Source organism: Vibrio aestuarianus (genome assembly GCF_012395185.1).
GTDB lineage: Bacteria > Pseudomonadota > Gammaproteobacteria > Enterobacterales > Vibrionaceae > Vibrio > Vibrio aestuarianus.
Window position 1 is genome coordinate 42,973 of record NZ_JAAZTU010000025.1, and the last position, 17,625, is coordinate 60,597.

General features: G+C 42.9%; 17 protein-coding genes. 9 read left to right on the top strand and 8 right to left on the bottom strand.

Going from position 1 to position 17,625, the window contains the following annotated elements; translation table 11 throughout:
* Positions 1-67: 67 nt before the first annotated feature.
* The 8 genes from HGG78_RS12720 to HGG78_RS12755 form a co-directional block, all read right to left on the bottom strand.
* Positions 68-1,018 (bottom strand): glutathione S-transferase family protein, encoded by a 951-nt coding sequence (locus HGG78_RS12720; protein WP_172533093.1) that lies wholly within the window; start codon positions 1,016-1,018, stop codon positions 68-70.
* A gap of 176 nt (positions 1,019-1,194) precedes the next feature.
* Complete coding sequence (gene oppF / locus HGG78_RS12725; RefSeq protein WP_053309275.1) at positions 1,195-2,187, bottom strand: murein tripeptide/oligopeptide ABC transporter ATP binding protein OppF; 993 nt, start codon at positions 2,185-2,187, stop codon at positions 1,195-1,197.
* On the bottom strand, positions 2,184-3,155 hold the full coding sequence (oppD, locus tag HGG78_RS12730) for an ABC transporter ATP-binding protein (protein ID WP_172533094.1): 972 nt from the start codon (positions 3,153-3,155) through the stop codon (positions 2,184-2,186). Before oppD ends, oppF begins: the two co-directional genes overlap by 4 nt.
* Positions 3,156-3,178: 23 nt before the next feature.
* Positions 3,179-4,081, bottom strand: coding sequence for an oligopeptide ABC transporter permease OppC (gene oppC, locus HGG78_RS12735; RefSeq protein WP_053309273.1), 903 nt, complete (start codon positions 4,079-4,081; stop codon positions 3,179-3,181).
* Positions 4,082-4,096: 15 nt separating this feature from the next.
* Complete coding sequence (gene oppB, locus HGG78_RS12740; protein WP_053309272.1) at positions 4,097-5,017, bottom strand: oligopeptide ABC transporter permease OppB; 921 nt, start codon at positions 5,015-5,017, stop codon at positions 4,097-4,099.
* Positions 5,018-5,136: 119 nt separating this feature from the next.
* Entirely contained in the window at positions 5,137-6,768 is a 1,632-nt protein-coding gene (locus HGG78_RS12745) for an ABC transporter substrate-binding protein (RefSeq protein ID WP_172533095.1), read from the bottom strand.
* A gap of 728 nt (positions 6,769-7,496) precedes the next feature.
* Positions 7,497-8,735 carry an NAD(P)/FAD-dependent oxidoreductase gene (locus HGG78_RS12750; protein ID WP_172533096.1) on the bottom strand — a complete coding sequence of 413 codons (1,239 nt, stop codon included), beginning with the start codon at positions 8,733-8,735 and terminating at the stop codon, positions 7,497-7,499.
* Between the two features lie 22 nt (positions 8,736-8,757).
* Complete coding sequence (locus HGG78_RS12755; protein ID WP_168521686.1) at positions 8,758-9,828, bottom strand: methyltransferase; 1,071 nt, start codon at positions 9,826-9,828, stop codon at positions 8,758-8,760.
* A 164-nt stretch (positions 9,829-9,992) separates the two neighbouring features.
* Between HGG78_RS12755 and HGG78_RS12760 the strand changes: the two genes are divergently transcribed.
* From HGG78_RS12760 to HGG78_RS12800, 9 genes are read left to right on the top strand one after another with little or no spacing between them, the layout of a single operon-like run.
* The gene (locus HGG78_RS12760; RefSeq protein WP_172533097.1) at positions 9,993-10,721 is read left to right on the top strand and encodes a beta-ketoacyl synthase chain length factor; all 729 of its coding nucleotides are present in this window, start codon (positions 9,993-9,995) and stop codon (positions 10,719-10,721) included.
* A complete protein-coding gene (locus HGG78_RS12765) occupies positions 10,715-11,482 on the top strand; it encodes a lysophospholipid acyltransferase family protein (RefSeq protein WP_053309268.1) in 768 nt (255 codons plus the stop codon). The genes HGG78_RS12760 and HGG78_RS12765 overlap by 7 nt, the downstream gene beginning before the upstream one ends.
* A 60-nt stretch (positions 11,483-11,542) precedes the next feature.
* A complete protein-coding gene (locus HGG78_RS12770; RefSeq protein WP_053309267.1) occupies positions 11,543-11,806 on the top strand; it encodes a phosphopantetheine-binding protein in 264 nt (87 codons plus the stop codon).
* Between the two features lie 12 nt (positions 11,807-11,818).
* Positions 11,819-12,073 (top strand): acyl carrier protein, encoded by a 255-nt coding sequence (locus HGG78_RS12775; RefSeq protein WP_053309266.1) that lies wholly within the window; start codon positions 11,819-11,821, stop codon positions 12,071-12,073.
* Positions 12,073-12,630 carry a COG4648 family protein gene (locus HGG78_RS12780; RefSeq protein ID WP_172533098.1) on the top strand — a complete coding sequence of 186 codons (558 nt, stop codon included), beginning with the start codon at positions 12,073-12,075 and terminating at the stop codon, positions 12,628-12,630. The genes HGG78_RS12775 and HGG78_RS12780 overlap by 1 nt, the downstream gene beginning before the upstream one ends.
* 7 nt (positions 12,631-12,637) lie before the next feature.
* Complete coding sequence (locus tag HGG78_RS12785) at positions 12,638-14,014, top strand: AMP-binding protein (protein ID WP_172533099.1); 1,377 nt, start codon at positions 12,638-12,640, stop codon at positions 14,012-14,014.
* 17 nt (positions 14,015-14,031) lie between these two features.
* The gene (locus HGG78_RS12790; RefSeq protein WP_172533100.1) at positions 14,032-14,400 is read left to right on the top strand and encodes an ApeI family dehydratase; all 369 of its coding nucleotides are present in this window, start codon (positions 14,032-14,034) and stop codon (positions 14,398-14,400) included.
* Positions 14,393-16,099, top strand: a complete 1,707-nt coding sequence (locus tag HGG78_RS12795) for an LpxL/LpxP family acyltransferase (RefSeq protein ID WP_172533101.1) — start codon at positions 14,393-14,395, stop codon at positions 16,097-16,099. The genes HGG78_RS12790 and HGG78_RS12795 overlap by 8 nt, the downstream gene beginning before the upstream one ends.
* On the top strand, positions 16,080-17,624 hold the full coding sequence (locus tag HGG78_RS12800) for an HAL/PAL/TAL family ammonia-lyase (protein ID WP_172533102.1): 1,545 nt from the start codon (positions 16,080-16,082) through the stop codon (positions 17,622-17,624). Before HGG78_RS12795 ends, HGG78_RS12800 begins: the two co-directional genes overlap by 20 nt.
* Position 17,625: the final 1 nt, after the last annotated feature.

Here is a 17,625-nt window from a genome sequence, read left to right on the forward strand (position 1 = left end):
AAGGTTAACCTTGAGGGCTTTTTTTCAAGCTGATCACTTAATTACTGTGAGTGGTATAACGTGGTATTTATATCGCGATACTCTCGCGACCATGCGGACTTTCTAAATCCAATTCAGGGCCTGCGGGCACCACTCGAGTTGGGTTGATCCCGCTGTGACTGAAATAATAGTGACGTTTAATATGGTAAAAATCGGTACTTTCTTTCACTCCAGAAACTTGGTATAGCTCTTTTAAGTAACCATTGAGGTACTTATAATCAGCAATGCGCTTTTTATTGCATTTAAAGTGACCAACATAAACTGCATCAAAGCGTATCAATGTAGTGAATAAACGCCAATCCGCTTCTGTGATCTGACCTCCCACCAAATAACGATGAGTCGCTAGGTGGCTATCCACCTTATCAAGAGCAGCAAAAAGCGATTGATACGCTTCTTCATAAGCCTCTTGTGTGGTTGCAAAACCACAACGATATACCCCATTATTGATATTAGGATAAATATAATCATTCCATTCATCGATAGCTGCACGCAAAGCGTCAGGGTAATAGTCCTGTTGATTCCCCGTCAGTTGATCAAATGCACTGTTAAACATACGAATAATTTCAGACGATTCGTTACTCACAATCGTGTTGGTTTTTTTATCCCATAAAACGGGAACGGTTACCCTACCTGTATAATCCACTTTTGCTTGGGTATAAATTTGGTGTAAACGAGTATAGCCATATAACGGCTCTGGAATACCAAAGCACCAGCCCTCGCTAAGCATGTCTGGGCATACAATGGTGACATCGATATGTTGTGTTAATCCTTTTAACTCACGAAAAATCAGCGTGCGGTGTGCCCATGGACAGGCAAGAGAAACATAGAGATGATAGCGACCTGATTCTGGCTGATATAGCGCATCCGGTTTATTTTCTATCCAGCTACGAAAACCTGCATCTTCACGGATAAATTTACCGTTGCTCGCCTTGGTATCGTACCAAACATCATGCCACACACCTTGCACTAACTTTCCCATGATTCACCCTCTTAATATCGCTGCTTTATCATCCCATTATAGAGACCACAGTACAGGGCAAAACCCGACTCGATTGATCTTGTCATTCAAAAAATTCGAACAGATCTTTGGTCGACTAGAATAAAAAAAGCGCGACCCAAACAAGGAGCCGCGCTTATGCCCGTCACAGGCTGAATTTACATGTCAACATGCAAGCATGAAACAGCATGGACATCACTGCCTTTAATCTGAGGCTTTTGTTGCGCACAAAGGTCCGTTGCTTGAGGACAGCGAGTTCTGAATACACAACCAGATGGTGGGTTAATTGGCGACGGTAAATCGCCTTCCAACATTTGGATTTTCTTCGAACGCTCTAGTTTTGGATCAGGAATCGGTACCGCCGACATCAACGCCTTGGTGTAAGGGTGTGATGGGTTAGCAAACAACGCCTCTGAAGTACCGAGTTCAACTGCATTACCTAAGTACATCACCAATACACGGTCTGAAATATGTTTCACTACCGATAAATCATGAGCGATGAAAACTAAACTCAGGCCGAGCTCTTTTTGTAGCTCTTTAAGCAAGTTAACCACCTGCGCCTGAATCGATACATCAAGCGCCGAGACTGGTTCATCACAAATGATCATTTTCGGGTTCAGGATAAGTGCACGCGCGATACCAATACGCTGGCATTGACCACCTGAAAATTCATGCGGATAACGGTTAATCACATTAGGTAACAGACCAACTTTAGCCATCATCTCTTTAACGCGATCTTTCACCTCTTGCTTAGAAAGCTCTGGGTAAAACGTTTGTAGCGGTTCAGCGATAATATCGCCAACCGTCATTCGCGGGTTTAATGAGGCAAGTGGATCTTGGAAAATCATCTGAATTTGCTTACGTGTCTGACGACGTTCAACTTCTTTCATTTTAGTCAGGTCATCACCCAACCAAACGACTTCGCCTTCTGTCGCTTCAACTAAACCGATAATGGCACGAGCAAACGTGGATTTACCACAGCCTGACTCACCAACTACGCCTAATGTTTCGCCTTCGTATAGTCGGACATTAACACCATCCACCGCTTTTAAGTTTGACGGTTTAGACCAAGGCCAAGCCGATTTTGAGGCAATATTAAAGTGAACTTTGAGATTCTTTACATCGAGTAATAATGGTTTTTGTACGCTCATTTTGTCCAAGCCTCCCAATCAGAAAAACAAGCACGCTGGCGGCCATCTGCAAATGGCAGCAACACGGGTGCTTCACGCTTACAACGGTCCGTTACACGATGGCAACGTTCTTGGTAAGGGCAACCTGGTGGTAAGCGCAGTAGGTTTGGTGGGTTACCTGGAATAGTTGGTAAGATTTCACCTTCCGTATCTAAACGAGGAATGGCTTTTAATAGGCCTTCAGCGTAAGGGTGGCTTGGGTTATAGAATATTTCATCAACAGAACCGTACTCCATCGTACGTCCTGCATACATCACCAACACTTTGTCACAAGAGCCAGCAACAACACCTAAATCATGAGTGATCATAATAATGGCAGTATTGAATTCACTCTTAAGTTCGTTCAACAGATCCATGATCTGTGCTTGAACTGTTACATCCAGTGCCGTTGTAGGCTCATCAGCAATCAGTAGTTTTGGACGACATAACAGCGCCATTGCAATCATCACACGTTGGCGCATACCACCTGAAAATTCATGTGGATACATAGTAATACGCTTGCGAGCTTCGGGGATCTTCACCGCTTCTAGCATGCGAACCGATTCTTCAAACGCTTCAGCTTTACCCATGCCTTTATGCAGCATGAGTACTTCCATCAATTGGTCACTTACCTTCATATAAGGGTTCAGTGACGTCATTGGGTCTTGGAAAATCATCGCTATTTGCTGAGCACGAACTTTGTTCAGTGCTTTTTCTGGCAAATTAAGAATCTCATTTCCTTCAAATTTTGCACTACCGCTAATAATACCGTTCTTCGCCAGCAGTCCCATAATAGCAAATACCGTTTGCGATTTACCGGAACCTGACTCACCTACGATACCTAAGGTTTCACCTTGATTCAGCGAGAAGTTTAAGTCGTTTACTGCGGTAACAATACCATCTTGAGTGGTAAATTCGACACGCAGATCTTTGACATCTAATAAGCTCATATTGCTTTCCTTAATACTTTTAATTATCTGTCTTTAGGATCCAGCGCATCGCGCAGACCATCACCAACATAGTTAAAGCAGAACAGGGTGACCACCATGAATGCTGCTGGGAACGACAGTTGCCAAATTGCAACCTCCATCGTATTTGCGCCTTCTTGTAGCAATGCCCCCCAGCTTGTCATTGGCTCTTGCACACCAAGACCAAGGAAAGATAAGAATGATTCAGTCAAAATCATACTTGGAACCAGTAGTGTTGAATAAACCGCAACAATACCCAAAACGTTTGGCACTATATGACGAGTAATGATTTTCCATTTACTCACACCACAGACATGTGCCGCTTCAATGAACTCTTTACTACGTAAGCTCAACGTTTGACCACGCACAATACGCGCCATATCGAGCCAAGCGATGGCACCAATAGCGACGAAGATCAGGACAATATTGCGCCCGAAGAAAGTCACTAAGACAATCACCAAGAACATGAACGGGATTGCGTACAGAATTTCAAGAATACGCATCATGATACGGTCAACACGGCCACCAATAAAACCGGAAGCGGCGCCATATAAAGTACCAATCAGTACCGCAACCAATGCACCCATTACCCCAACTAGTAACGAAATACGTCCACCAACCAAAGTACGCACATACAAGTCGCGCCCGAGCGCATCTGTACCAAATAAGTGCTCCATAGAAGGCGCTGCGTGCATTGAATACCAGTCGGTATCTTCATAGGTATAAGCTGAGAACATTGGCAGGAAGAATACCGCCAAGGTAATTAATAATAAGATGAACAAACTCACCATCGCCGCTTTATTACGCATAAAACGGATACGAGCATCTTGCCATAAACTGCGACCCTCAATTTCCAGACTTGCTGAAAATTTCTCAATCGCTTCTAAATTTTCTTTTTTCGTTAACATAACCATACGTCCCTGTTAGTAGCGAATTTTAGGATCGATATAAGCGAGCAAAATATCCACAATCGCATTGAATATGATAAATAAGAAACCAATGAGAATAGTGACACCCATGACCAACGAATAGTCACGGTTAAATGCAGCATTAACGAATAACTTACCGATACCAGGCAAGCCAAAAATCGTTTCGATAACAACAGAACCGGTAATGATGCCGACAAATGCAGGTCCCATATAAGAAACCACAGGTAACATGGCTGGCTTTAAGGCGTGTTTGATGATGATATAGCCGTAACTCAGACCTTTAGCGCGCGCGGTACGGATAAAGTTACTGTTGAGCGTTTCAATCATCGAACCACGAGTAATACGCGCAAAAGTCGCAACGTATAACATCGACATACCAATGACGGGCAGTGCCATATAGGCAAAGGAGCCATCCTTCCATCCCCCCGCAGGGAACCAACCTAGATTAATCGAAAATATGTAGATAAGGACTGGCGCCAGCACAAAGGAAGGCATCACCACCCCGAGCATAGCGGTCGCCATGATCGAATAGTCAAGCCAGGTATTTTGCTTCAACGCAGCAATCGTACCGACCGACACCCCCATAATGACGGTAAAAATAAACGCAGCAAAGCCGACCTTGGCTGACACAGGAAGTGCATCAGCAACCAGTTCATTTACTGTAAAATCTTTATATTTAAAAGAAGGTCCAAAATCGCCTTGCAATATATTGGTCAAGTACGTGAGGTACTGTTCTGACACTGGCTTATCTAAGCCATATTTTGCGTTGATGTTGGCGACAACTTCAGGTGGTAATGTACGTTCGCTTGAAAACGGGCTACCCGGAGCAAAACGCATGAGAAAGAAAGATACCGTGATCAATACCAACAGGGTTGGGATCGCTTCAAATATCCTTTTTGCGATGAATTTAAGCATAAACTCACTCTTTCAGTCTGTGACAATTAAAATTAAAAAGACGCTGCATGTACATTCTTATCAGTTGATAAATACATGCAGTGTCTGTAGTCATTATATTTTTATAAGCGTAAGTTGAATTACTTAGCTTTAATGTAAAGATCTTTTGAGTAGATCTTATCTTCCGCGTTGTTTGATGGATAGCCACCAACTTGTGGAGAGACTAGACGAGATTTAACGTATTGATAAATCGGTGCTATAGGCATATCGCGCGCTAGCAATTTCTCAGCTTCAACATACAATGCCGATGTTTCTGCATCTGACGTTGCGGCCATGGCTTTATCCATCACTGCATCGTATTCAGCGCTATGATACTTAGGATCGTTCGAGCTGTTGTTCGATTGCATTAAAGAAAGGAATGCCGATGCTTCATTGTAGTCACCACACCAACCAGCGCGAGTCACATCAAAGTTACCTTGGCGACGCGTATCTAAGTACGTTTTCCACTCTTGGTTTTCTAGTGCAACTTGCACACCCAGTGATGATTTCCACATAGATTGAATTGCTGTAGCAATTTTCTTGTGGTTTTCAGATGTGTTGTATAGAAGCGTAAAAGAGAGTGGATTCGACTTATCGTAACCCGCTTCTGCTAGTAGCTTTTTAGCTTCAGCAATGCGCTCTTTTTGGTTCAATTTACCGTAAGCCGGCATTTCAGGGTTGAATCCAGCTGTAATTTCAGGCGTCAAGAAATAAGCAGGTTTTTGGCCTTGGCCAAGAATAGCATCAGAGATGATGTCACGGTCAATCGCGTACGATAGTGCTTTACGGATACGAACGTCATCAAACGGCGCTTTTTGGTTGTTGAAACCATAGTAGTATGAACACAAGTTACCTTGAACTTGAACAGACTCTGGGTATTCTTTTTTCAAGCGTTTGAAGTGCTCAATAGGCAATTCATGGGTGATGTCGATTTCACCAGAGAGGAAGCGGTTCATTTCCGCCACTTGGTTTTCGATTGGTAGGTAAGTGACCTTATCAATAACCGTGTGTTCGTTATCCCAGTAATTAGGGTTACGCTTTAGCTCTAAACGCTCGTTCACTACCCAGTTTTCAAGAACGTATGCACCATTACCAACAAAATGTTCTGGCTTAGTCCATTTGTCACCATATTGTTCAACCGTCGCACGATGAACAGGCTTCACTGTTGTGTGCCCCATCATTTTTACGAAATATGGCAGTGCTGACTCTAGTTTAATTTCAAGCGTGTTAGCATCCAACGCTTTCACACCTAGAGCTTCTTTGTCTTTTTTCCCTGCGATAATATCTGCCGCATTTTCCATGGTAGTCATTTCTAAGTACCAAGAGTATGGAGATGCGGTCACTGGATCTACTGAACGCTTGAAGCTATAAACAAAGTCTTCAGCCGTTACAGGATCGCCATTTGACCATTTTGCATTTTTACGCAGATGGAAAATGAACGTTTTGTTGTCTGTCGTTTCCCAACTTTCCGCGGCACCTGGGATAGTGTTGCCGTCGGCATCTTGGTTGACCAAACCTTCCAGCAGGTCACGAATTACGTTTGACTCTGGCACACCTTCAGTTTTGTGTGGATCAAGAGAAGCAACCTCAGTACCGTTACCACGAACGAGTTCCTGAACTTTTGCCAATTGAGTACCAGCTGGAACGTCAGCTGCAAGAGTAATAGTAGAAGTGGCAGCCACTGCCAAACCAGCACCTAGAAGAAGGGCTTGGGTGATTTTATTTTTATACATGCATAAACTCCAAGTTTTTATTTTGCATCCATGACTTCCTCACAAGGTATCTAGAACGGCTAGATATTTAGATTTATTTAGCGCAAAAACTAAGCAGAAAAATCTAAAACCTTACAAGGAGTGCGGCACACATTATCAATCATTGAAATAATTTGCCATAAAAACGTCGTAAAAAGTCGCATAATCCTCCGACCAGACACTTAAATCAGTGGAAAAAAATGTCTAATAACCAAAAGTCAGTTCATTAAAGCAAATAATACATTTTGATTGTGATCACGGTACCAAATCATCTACCACAACACGATTTTACAACATCTTATGCTAGAGATTTGCTGAAAAATCTAGCACTAGCGGTATCGTAGATCTAGCGTTAACTAACGATTAACTTTCCTAATTACATGTTCTGTGAAGAAAGTTACCCTTTCAGAAAAATAACACCACGACAACCTGTAAAGTAATATTTACAAATTAATGAATAATAAATGATATACCCAAACAACTTGAAGTTGCAGGTAGGCGGCAAGTGAGTTCATCCCCATGAGCATAGATAAACTATGTGATTGGGGTGAGCGAATGTAGCCAACACCGCTGCAACTTCAAGTAGGAAGGGTATAGAGCTAACTGTAAACGGCCCGGTTGTCGCATTAAAACGACAATGAGGATTGAATAACGCCATTCTCACTACTTTATAAAATAGCGAGAATGACACTCAGAGATGAAAGACGCGACTAAGAAGAGTGGATAAATTCAGCAAGGTTGATTAAACGGCGTTGATGCTCTGATACATAAGGGTTACTCACATCCCAAGCATATCCCGCAAGGATTGAACAAATCATTTGTTTAATGCGTGAGTTCGGATTTTCATAAAAGATCACATCTTGCAATGTGCCGTTATACCACCCTTCCACATAGGTTCTAAACACATCAACGCCGACCATTAATGGTTGTGAATAATCTTGATGCCAGTCAACCCGTTGACCTTTTAACTGATTAACGACACACGATGTAGCCAATTGCGCGGACTTCATCGCGATGGTGACACCAGAAGAGAATACGGGGTCTAAAAATTCACCAGCATTACCTAACAAAGCATAATGACGAGTCGCTAATTGCTTTACGTTCGCCGAATACCCGCCCAACTCTCCTGCAGGATTAGGGAATTGTGCGTTATTTAGAATTGCAGCAAACTCTGGAACTTCACTCACTAATTGTTGAATGGTATCAATTTTTTCACTCGGATATTGAGCGAAAAAATCAGGCTCTCCGACAACACCTAACGAGCAGACACCATTTGAAAATGGGATAAGCCAATACCACACATCTGGGTTAACCGGGTGAACTGAAATTAATATTTTATTCCTATCATATTGCTCTTGAGGTGAATCGATATTATCAACAATATGAGTAAAAATAGCCTTACGCGGTGGTAAACAAGAAGGTTCTTCCAATTCAAGTAGCCTTGGCAACACACGACCAAATCCACTCGCATCAAGTACATATTCTGCTTCAATCTGATATTCGACACCCTCTGAATCCTTAACAAGCAACAGTGATTGATCATCTTGGAACTGGATATCAAGTAATTCATGCTGATAGCGAATTTCAACCCCCTGTTCAGCCGCAGAATCGGCAAGGACTTTATCAAAGTGACTTCGCTGCACTTGAAAGGTCGTTCCTGGGCCCGATGAAAATTTATCGGTGAAGTCAAATTGGGTATAGACGCCATTTTTGCGAAAAGCTGCACCATCTTTATATTGAAAGCCAGCGTCGACAACCGATTGCAGCATCCCTGCTTCTTCAATCACTTCCATACAAGCCGGAAGTAAGCTTTCGCCAATAGAGAAACGAGGAAACTGAGCTTTTTCTAGAACAATAACGTCAATCTGCTGAGCATGGAGCAACGCAGCAGCCGTCGAACCTGAAGGACCCGCACCAATAATGACGACTTGTGTATTCTCTTTATTCATAATAGGACTCATATTTCTGGAGTTAATCTTGGGCTTTTAGTTGTAATAAAGTATGGCCAAGACCAATGTTATCCGTTCTTTTTACAATTCCCAGCCCCGCTTCAGCCACAATTTCTAAGAAATCCTCACTACGGTAAAAACGACTGTTCCCGTTAGCTAAGCAAGTGAAATAAAGAGAGGTAGCATTGAGACTAAAAGACGCAGCATCATATTTCTGTGCGTCCCAAAACAGTTCAAGAATATACACTGTGGAGTCAGGTGTAAGGTTAGCGCGTACTCGCTTTAAAATGCTCAATATTTCCATCGGTGAGAAACAATCTAAAAATTGACTCATCCACCACACATCTGCCTTTTCAGGAAGTGGTTGTGATTTATCAAGCATATTGGCTGGAAACGGATGAATGCGATCCGCAAAACCTTGTTGGTCTGCATTGCGCATTGCCATCTCAAGTTGCTGAGGTAAATCAACAATGGTCACTTCTACATCAGCATCATAGCCACAGCATTGCAACGCCCATTTACCCGTATTGCCACCAATATCCACCAAGCGCTTAGGTTTGTTAGCAAAAACCTCGGCTAACAATACGGGAAATGAGCGATCAGAATAAAAATGGTCAAACTTAAACCAGCTCTCTTTGGCTTTCTGTGGTAATCGCGATAAACCTTGGTAAATAGTTTCCCAATCCCCCAACTCTTTTAAACCCGCAGGTTTGCCCTCAGTAATGGATTCCGTTAGATGCATCATCGCCGCGTAGCAAACGTCAGCAGTAAAATCCATATTCGCTTGCGTCATCCCATCATGAAGCAAAAAGATACCAAGGTTAGCGAGTGAATAATTAGGCTTATCCCATAAAACGATATGAGCGCTAATGGCCATATCTAGTAGCACTTTCACACCGTATTCAGACACACCAGTACACAGCGCTATTTTTTCTGCATCTAATCCTTCCGCTCCTGCCTCATCTAAAACCGCTAAAATACCGAGATCACGCAGTGTGCGAGCTGTATGAAAAACAATGGGAGCAAAAGAAAGCTTTTGTGCTTCCGTTTTCGCTTCTAAAGCGTTGTAAGGATCTATTTTTTGATTTAACACGTAAAAACCTAATTTAAAATTTTCGAACAATATCCCAACACTTAATCCAACTTCCGCTCAATTCATTAAAAACATTATTTAAGTCAATGATACAAACAGTTATAGTTGTAAGGATTCATCATGTGCCATAGTATTTAACCCTAGCGAAAACAATTCAATATCTTATGTCAAATCAACAGCAATTAATCACACTAAATATTGATACTTGGAAAGCAAATTCGGCTGGCCTAAGTAACTATCAAGATTGGCAAGAATGGGCAAGTACTCAAATATGGCCAGAAGATGCGACATTAAATGTTGCCAATATTCCTGCGATGATGCGTCGTCGTATGAGTACTTTAAGTAAGATCGCCGTTCAAACCGCACTGGAAATAATTGAAGATCAAAAAATTGACTACATGGTTTTTTCTTGCCGCCATGGCGAATTACACCGCAGTGTCGATATCGTCAAGGCTATATTGCAAGGTGAAGAAGCATCACCAATGGCATTTTCACAATCGGTTCATAATACATCTGCAGGGTTAGCGACCATAGCGACTAAACAACCAATACCATTAACCTCTATCGCCGCTTCACAAAATACCTTCCAAAGTGCTCTGCTAGAAGCTTGGCTGTATCTCGCAGAACATCCAAACAACAAAGTACTGTTAGTTGATTTCGACGAACCTTTGCCAGATGAATATCAACAATTTGAAACTCATCATTACCAGGGTTACGCCTTAGGTCTCGTTATTTCTCAAGGTTCAAATTTAACGATATCATCTTGCCCTTCAACTAACGAAAAACTCACAATGCCTCAAGCGTTAACTTTTCTTAAGCACTATTTATCCAATCAATCTAGCTGGATAATTGAAGGCTCAACGCATGCTTGGCAATGGCAACGTACATGTTAAAGATCAATCAATATTGGCGAGTTTTCGCCACTGGTTTTTGTTTCGCTATATTCGGCCTTGGTGGCCTGTTTCTCAGTTTTATTGCCATCCCGCTTATTTCATTGTTTTCTCGCCAAAGCATCAAGCGTGAATATCGAGTACAAAAAAACATCCAATTCACATTCAATTTATTTTGCAAATTAATGAAACTCACCGGAGCAATTGATTATAAAATTGATGGTGCAGATATTTTAAAACAAGATAAAAACTGTCTTATTGTCGCTAATCACCCAAGCTTAATTGACTATGTTTTAATTGCTTCGCAGTTAAAACAATGCGATTGCTTAGTCAAATCTGCAATTTGGGCGAACCCATTTATGAAACATATTGTTAAAGCGGCGGGCTACATACCTAATGAAACTCCAGATGATTTATTGAATTTGTGTGAAAAGCGCTTTGATCAAGGCAATGTACTGTTAATTTTCCCTGAAGGGACTCGCACCACCCCGGGGATTAAGTCAAAACTACAACGTGGCGCAGCACAAATTGCGATAAGAACCCAACGTGATTTGCGAGTCATCCATATTACTGTTTCTCCTCACTTTCTTACTAAAGAAAGCAAATGGTATCAGGTACCCAAAACTAAACCCTTTTTCCATGTGGAAATTAAAGGTAAAATCGAGACGCAGCCCTTTATCGATCAAGCTGTGAATGCAACCACTGCAGCTAGGCATTTAAACCGCCATCTTGCAGATAAGCTTTTCCCATCAAAACAACATTAGTATTCACTAAAAAACGATAATATTTTTAGCAACTATTTGCATACAAACAAGCAGGTTTACGTGGAAACACTACATAAAGAAATCAAACAACTGATCATTGAAGCTCTTAACCTCGAAGATATCACTGTTGAAGAGATTGACTCCGATGCACCATTATTTGGTGATGGCTTAGGCTTAGATTCTATTGACGCTTTAGAGCTCGGTTTGGCGATTAAAAAGAAGTACAATATCGTTATTGACGCTGATGATTCCCATACTCGCCAACACTTTGCATCAGTGGCAAATTTAGCACGTTATATTTCATCTCAAACTAACCACAAATAAACAGATAGCGTTATGACAGAAGTAAACCAACAAGTATTTGATCAGGTTAAAGAAGCTCTCGTTGAATTATTTGAAATTGATGAATCTGAAATTCAACCTGACGCACATCTGTATCAAGATTTAGATCTCGACAGTATCGATGCTGTCGATCTTGTCGTCCATCTACAAAAAGTAACAGGAAAGAAAATTAAACCTGAAGAGTTTAAAGCCGTTCGCACTGTTAATGACGTTGTAGAAGCGGTAATTGAACTCGTGAAGGAAAACTAATGCGCCAATTGCTGACAGTTTTGTCTGCAATTGTCCTGCTTGCCTATCCTTTCGCGGTCTATTTAGGGATCAATGAATTTGGTCTACAGACTGTTGGAATTCTACTAGCCTGTATTTTCGGCTTAAGAATAGTAGCAGGGCAGCAGGCCAAAATTCAGGAATTGAAGCAATTAGCGTGGATAAGTGGGCTGATTGGCCTGACTTTAGCCCTTTTAGGCATAGTCTTTAAACAGCATGGTTGGTTACTATTTTATCCCGTTGTCGTCAATGTATGCATGCTGAGTGTTTTTGCGTTAAGCCTTAAACAAAAGCAGACCATCATTGAACGACTCGCTCGCTTACAAGAACCAGACCTCCCGCAAAGTGGCATTGCCTACACGCGCACAGTAACCAAAGTGTGGTGTGTTTATTTTATATTCAATGGCGTTATTGCCCTATTTACTTGTTTTCAATCTATCGAAATCTGGACCTTATACAACGGCCTCATCAGCTACCTCCTTGCAGGTGCTATCTTTGCTGGGGAATGGCTTGTAAGACAAAAAATTCGTCAAAGCTAGGCAAACTATGAATATCGACAACAACGATTTTTATTCACTTTCCACTTTATTGTCATCGCCCAAAGACCGTGATCATGTCGTTGCTTTTGATCGGGGAAAGCACATCCGTTGGTCACAATTTCTGTTTGACATAGCTCAACTACGAGATCGACTGCGTCAGCATAACGCTCACCATATTGCATTATGCTCTAATAATAGTTATCTCTTTGCTGTTGGATTTTTTGCGGTGTGTCATGCCAATAAATATTTGGTTTTACCGGGAAACTATCAACCAGCGGCTTTAGCCGAACTCAGCCCTTATTTCGAACTTCTGCTGTGTGATGAAACTATTCATCACACCCATTTAACCGACAGTTTGCTTCTAGAACATTCACAACATCCCAGCTCATTGATTGAATTCCCAACACTCGATCTAACTCAACATAGCGTCACGCTGTTTACGTCTGGAAGCAGTGGCATACCGAAAGCTATCATTAAAACACTGCATCAACTTGACGTTGAAATTGCTATTTTAGAAAAGCTCTGGGGGGCTGTGCTGCAAGATTCAAAGATAGAAAGTACCGTTTCGCATCAACACATCTACGGCTTACTATTTCGCCTATTATGGCCCCTATGCTCTGGTCGAGCATTCGCAATTTACAACTTAGAATTCCCGGAACAAGTGATCGCTCACGCGCAACCAAATACGACCTTGATTAGTAGTCCAGCATTATTGAAACGACTAACTCAAGAAGAACATGCCAAGCCAATGTGCGCTGTTTTTTCTTCTGGGGGGCCACTCAGCTATAGCGCATCCTGTCATGCGGACACCCTATTTCATCAACGCCCGATAGAAGTCTATGGCAGTACAGAAACTGGCGGGATAGCCTACAGACAGCAGCACAATGAAATGCAACCTTGGCAATTATTTCCGTCTATTGATGCACAGCTCAATCATGAAAACTGCTTAGCTTTGCGTTCAGCTCATATTGATCCTAACGGTTGGTACCAAACGGCTGATGAATGTGAATTCACGGACACACGACACTTTATTCTTAAGGGGCGTACCGATCGCATCATAAAAATCGAAGAAAAGCGGGTATCTCTTGTCGAAGTCGAAAAACGACTTGAGCAATTAGCTTGGATAGTTGAAAGCGCCGTTCTTCCACTACAAGATGGCGAGCGCTTAATCCTAGTCGCTGCACTTGTGTTATCACCTGAGGGAGAGGCCAAACTAGCTGAGCTCGGAAAAGGAAAACTCTGGTTATTATTACGTTCTGAATTACGTCAATGGCTTGAACCAATCGCTTTGCCTCGCCGCTTTAGAGTGGTAAAAGAGATCCCACTCAACAGTCAAGGCAAACGCCTAATGACAGAACTCGTCACACTATTTCAACCATCATGATGATTAAGCCCAACACTATGGTCAAACGAAAACCGACATTATTAGCTACAGAGACCCAATCCGATAGCGTGGTCTTAACATTCAAGGTTGACTCCGATATTTTGGATTTTACTGGGCATTTCCCTCATTTTCCTCTGCTACCAGGAGTGACTCAGATTGATTGGGCTTTACACTACGCACAAGAATATTTACTAGTATCATCCGCATTTAAAGGTATGGAAGTGGTTAAATTTCAAGAGCCAATTCTGCCCAATGCAACCATACAACTGACACTGGTATGGGATGCTGAGAAAAATAAACTCTCGTTCAGCTATAACTCTCAACGAGGTGACAACACAGTCACTCACTCTTCAGGCAAAATGAAACTTGGTGAACCTAGTGTCTGACTATCGAGCCTGCTTTTTGATCCCATGCTATAACCACGGCAGTACTGTCGCAAATGTCGTTTCATCACTCGAGTCTTTCACACTTCCTGTGTTATTGGTCGATGATGGTAGCAATCTAGAGACAAAACATGCATTAAATGCACTCACTTCACGCGACAACCTCCACCTGCTCACCCTGACGGAAAACCAAGGCAAAGGTGGAGCGGTAATGGCTGGTATTCGTTATGCCCATCAACTCGGTTTTAGCCATGTCATCCAAATTGATGCTGATGGCCAACATGATGTACAAGCACTCCCTAAACTGCTGGCCGCATCACAAGCACAGCCTACGCATTTGATTTCGGGTCAGCCAATTTACGACGAAAGTGTTCCTAAGGCTCGCCTTTACGGCCGATACGCTACCCATATCTGGGTATGGATTGAAACACTGTCACTATCGATTAAAGACAGTATGTGCGGCTTTCGTGCGTATCCAGTTGAAAAATCAATTGAAGTAATCGATAGCTATCGAATTGGCAAGCGGATGGATTTTGATATCGAGATTTTGGTGCGCATGTATTGGCAAGGTGTCGACATCGACTTTATCGAAACTCGCGTGATCTATCCTGAAGATGGTATTTCACACTTTGATGCCTTATGGGATAACATCAACATCAGTTGGATGCACACCAAGTTGTTTTTTGGCATGCTTCCGCGCATTCCTCGGTTAGTAAAACGCAATTTCAACCGTACGCAAGCTAATGTCCACTGGTCGAAGCAGCAAGAACGCGGTACGGTACTGGGTATTAAAACTCTGTTGTTTATTTATAGCTTACTGGGGCGCTCTGTTTTTAACCTCATTTTGAGAGTTGTCATTGGTTACTACCACTTAACGGGTAAACAAGTAAAACAAGCTTCGGAGCATTATCTACAACAACTAAGAGAGCACGCCAGCCAACACTCGCTTGCGTTGCCAACGCATTTATCTAGCTACAATCATTTGCTCTCTTTTGGTCACACCATGCTTGATAAGCTTGCGGCTTGGAAAGGTGATTTTACGGTTGATAATTTAACCATTCACGGACAAGACCTTTTTCAACAACTCGTCGAGCGCAAACAAGGCGTGCTACTGTTGGGGTCTCATCTTGGCAATATTGAACTGTGCCGAGCCTTGGGACGTCGGCATACATCGATTAAAATCAATGCATTAGTCTTTACTGAACATGCAGAACGTTTTAACACCGTAATGAAAGCCATCAACCCAAATTCAGAGCTCAATCTCATTCAAGTAAGTAGCCTTGGGCCTAGCACTGCCATTTTATTACAACAGAAAATTGAACAAGGTGAATGGGTCGTTATCGTCGGTGATCGAACGTCAACCAGTAAAGAAACCCGAGCCGTTTGGGCAGATTTCTTAAGTAAACCAGCCCCATTTCCACAAGGGCCATTTATGCTAGCATCTATTTTAAAAGCCCCAGTATACCTTCTGTTTGGTTTAAGAGATGATACGGCACAAAAACCTCATTTTAACGTCTATTTCGAGCACTTTAGCGACAGCATAGATCTACCGAGGAAAGAACGACAAGCGGCGTTAGCGCAGGTAGTACAACGCTACGCTGATCGGCTGGAACATTACACACTGCAAGCTCCACTGCAGTGGTATAACTTTTTCAACTTTTGGACTCTAAGTAAACAACAGCATGACGATTCAGACAGATAACCGCATAACTTTTGGCGTCGATCACCTCACCATTGAAGATGTTGTCGCGATTTCGCAAGGCGCGCAGGCCAACCTCAATTCTTCAGCGGAATTCACCGCTAAAATTGATCGCGGCGTCGCTTTTTTAGAACGACTTTTAAAAGAAGAAGGCGTGATTTACGGCGTAACCACCGGCTATGGTGATTCATGCACCGTTGCCATTCCGCCGAATCTAGTGGATCAATTACCACTGCATTTGACTCGCTTTCACGGCTGTGGCTTAGGCGAGGTATTAAGCCACCAGCAATCACGCGCAGTATTAGCAACACGCTTGTGTTCACTAGCGCAAGGTGTCTCTGGTGTGAGCCATGAACTGCTTAACCAAATCGTCACCTTGATCAACCACGATATCGCCCCTCGTATTCCACAAGAAGGTTCGGTCGGGGCAAGCGGCGATTTAACGCCACTCTCCTACCTCGCGGCCACACTGATTGGTGAGCGCGACGTGCTTTATAAAGGTGAGATGCGCCCGACTCAAGATGTGTTTGACGAACTGGGTATTCGCCCGATTAAGCTAAAACCAAAAGAGGGATTGGCGCTGATGAACGGTACATCAGTCATGACTGCTTTGGCCTGCTTAGCCTATAAACGCGCCGAGTATTTAACTCAACTCTGCACCAAAATTACCGCTATGGTGTCCGTCGGCATTCAGGGTAACGACTTCCATTTTGATGCCGCGCTATTTGCCGTCAAGCCGCATCCTGGTCAGCAACAAATTGCAGCATGGCTACGTGATGACTTACAAGCAGAGCGCCCACCTCGCAACAGTGACCGCCTGCAAGATCGCTATTCATTACGCTGCGCTCCCCATGTGATTGGCACCGTGCAAGATGCACTGCCATGGTTACGTCAACTGATTGAAAATGAACTCAACAGTGCCAACGACAACCCCATCATCGATGGCGATAATGAACGCGTACTGCACGGCGGCCATTTTTACGGCGGCCATATTGCCATGGCAATGGATACCTTAAAAACGCAGGTTGCGAACCTAGCCGATTTGCTCGATCGCCAAATGGCGCAATTGATGGATTACAAATTCAACAACGGTTTGCCGTTTAACTTAACTGGTGCAGAAGGCGAAAGAAAACCGATCAACCACGGTTTTAAAGCCGTGCAGATTGGCATTTCAGCGTGGACGGCCGAAGCCTTGAAACATACCATGCCTGCTAGTGTTTTTTCACGTTCGACTGAGTGTCACAACCAAGATAAAGTTAGCATGGGAACCATCGCCGCACGTGATTGCCTACGTGTGCTTGAACTGACAGAACAAGTGGCGGCCGCCTCACTGTTAGCGGCTACCCAAGCAATAGAATTGCGCAAACGTCATAATGAGCTGGATGAGCAACATATGAGTCACAATATCAAGCAAATGCGTTCCGCTGTGTTGCAAGAGTTTGACTTTGTAGTGGAAGATCGTCCACTAGAACATGATTTGCGCCACTTTATTAACCGCATTCAACAACGCCACTGGGCACTTTACTAGG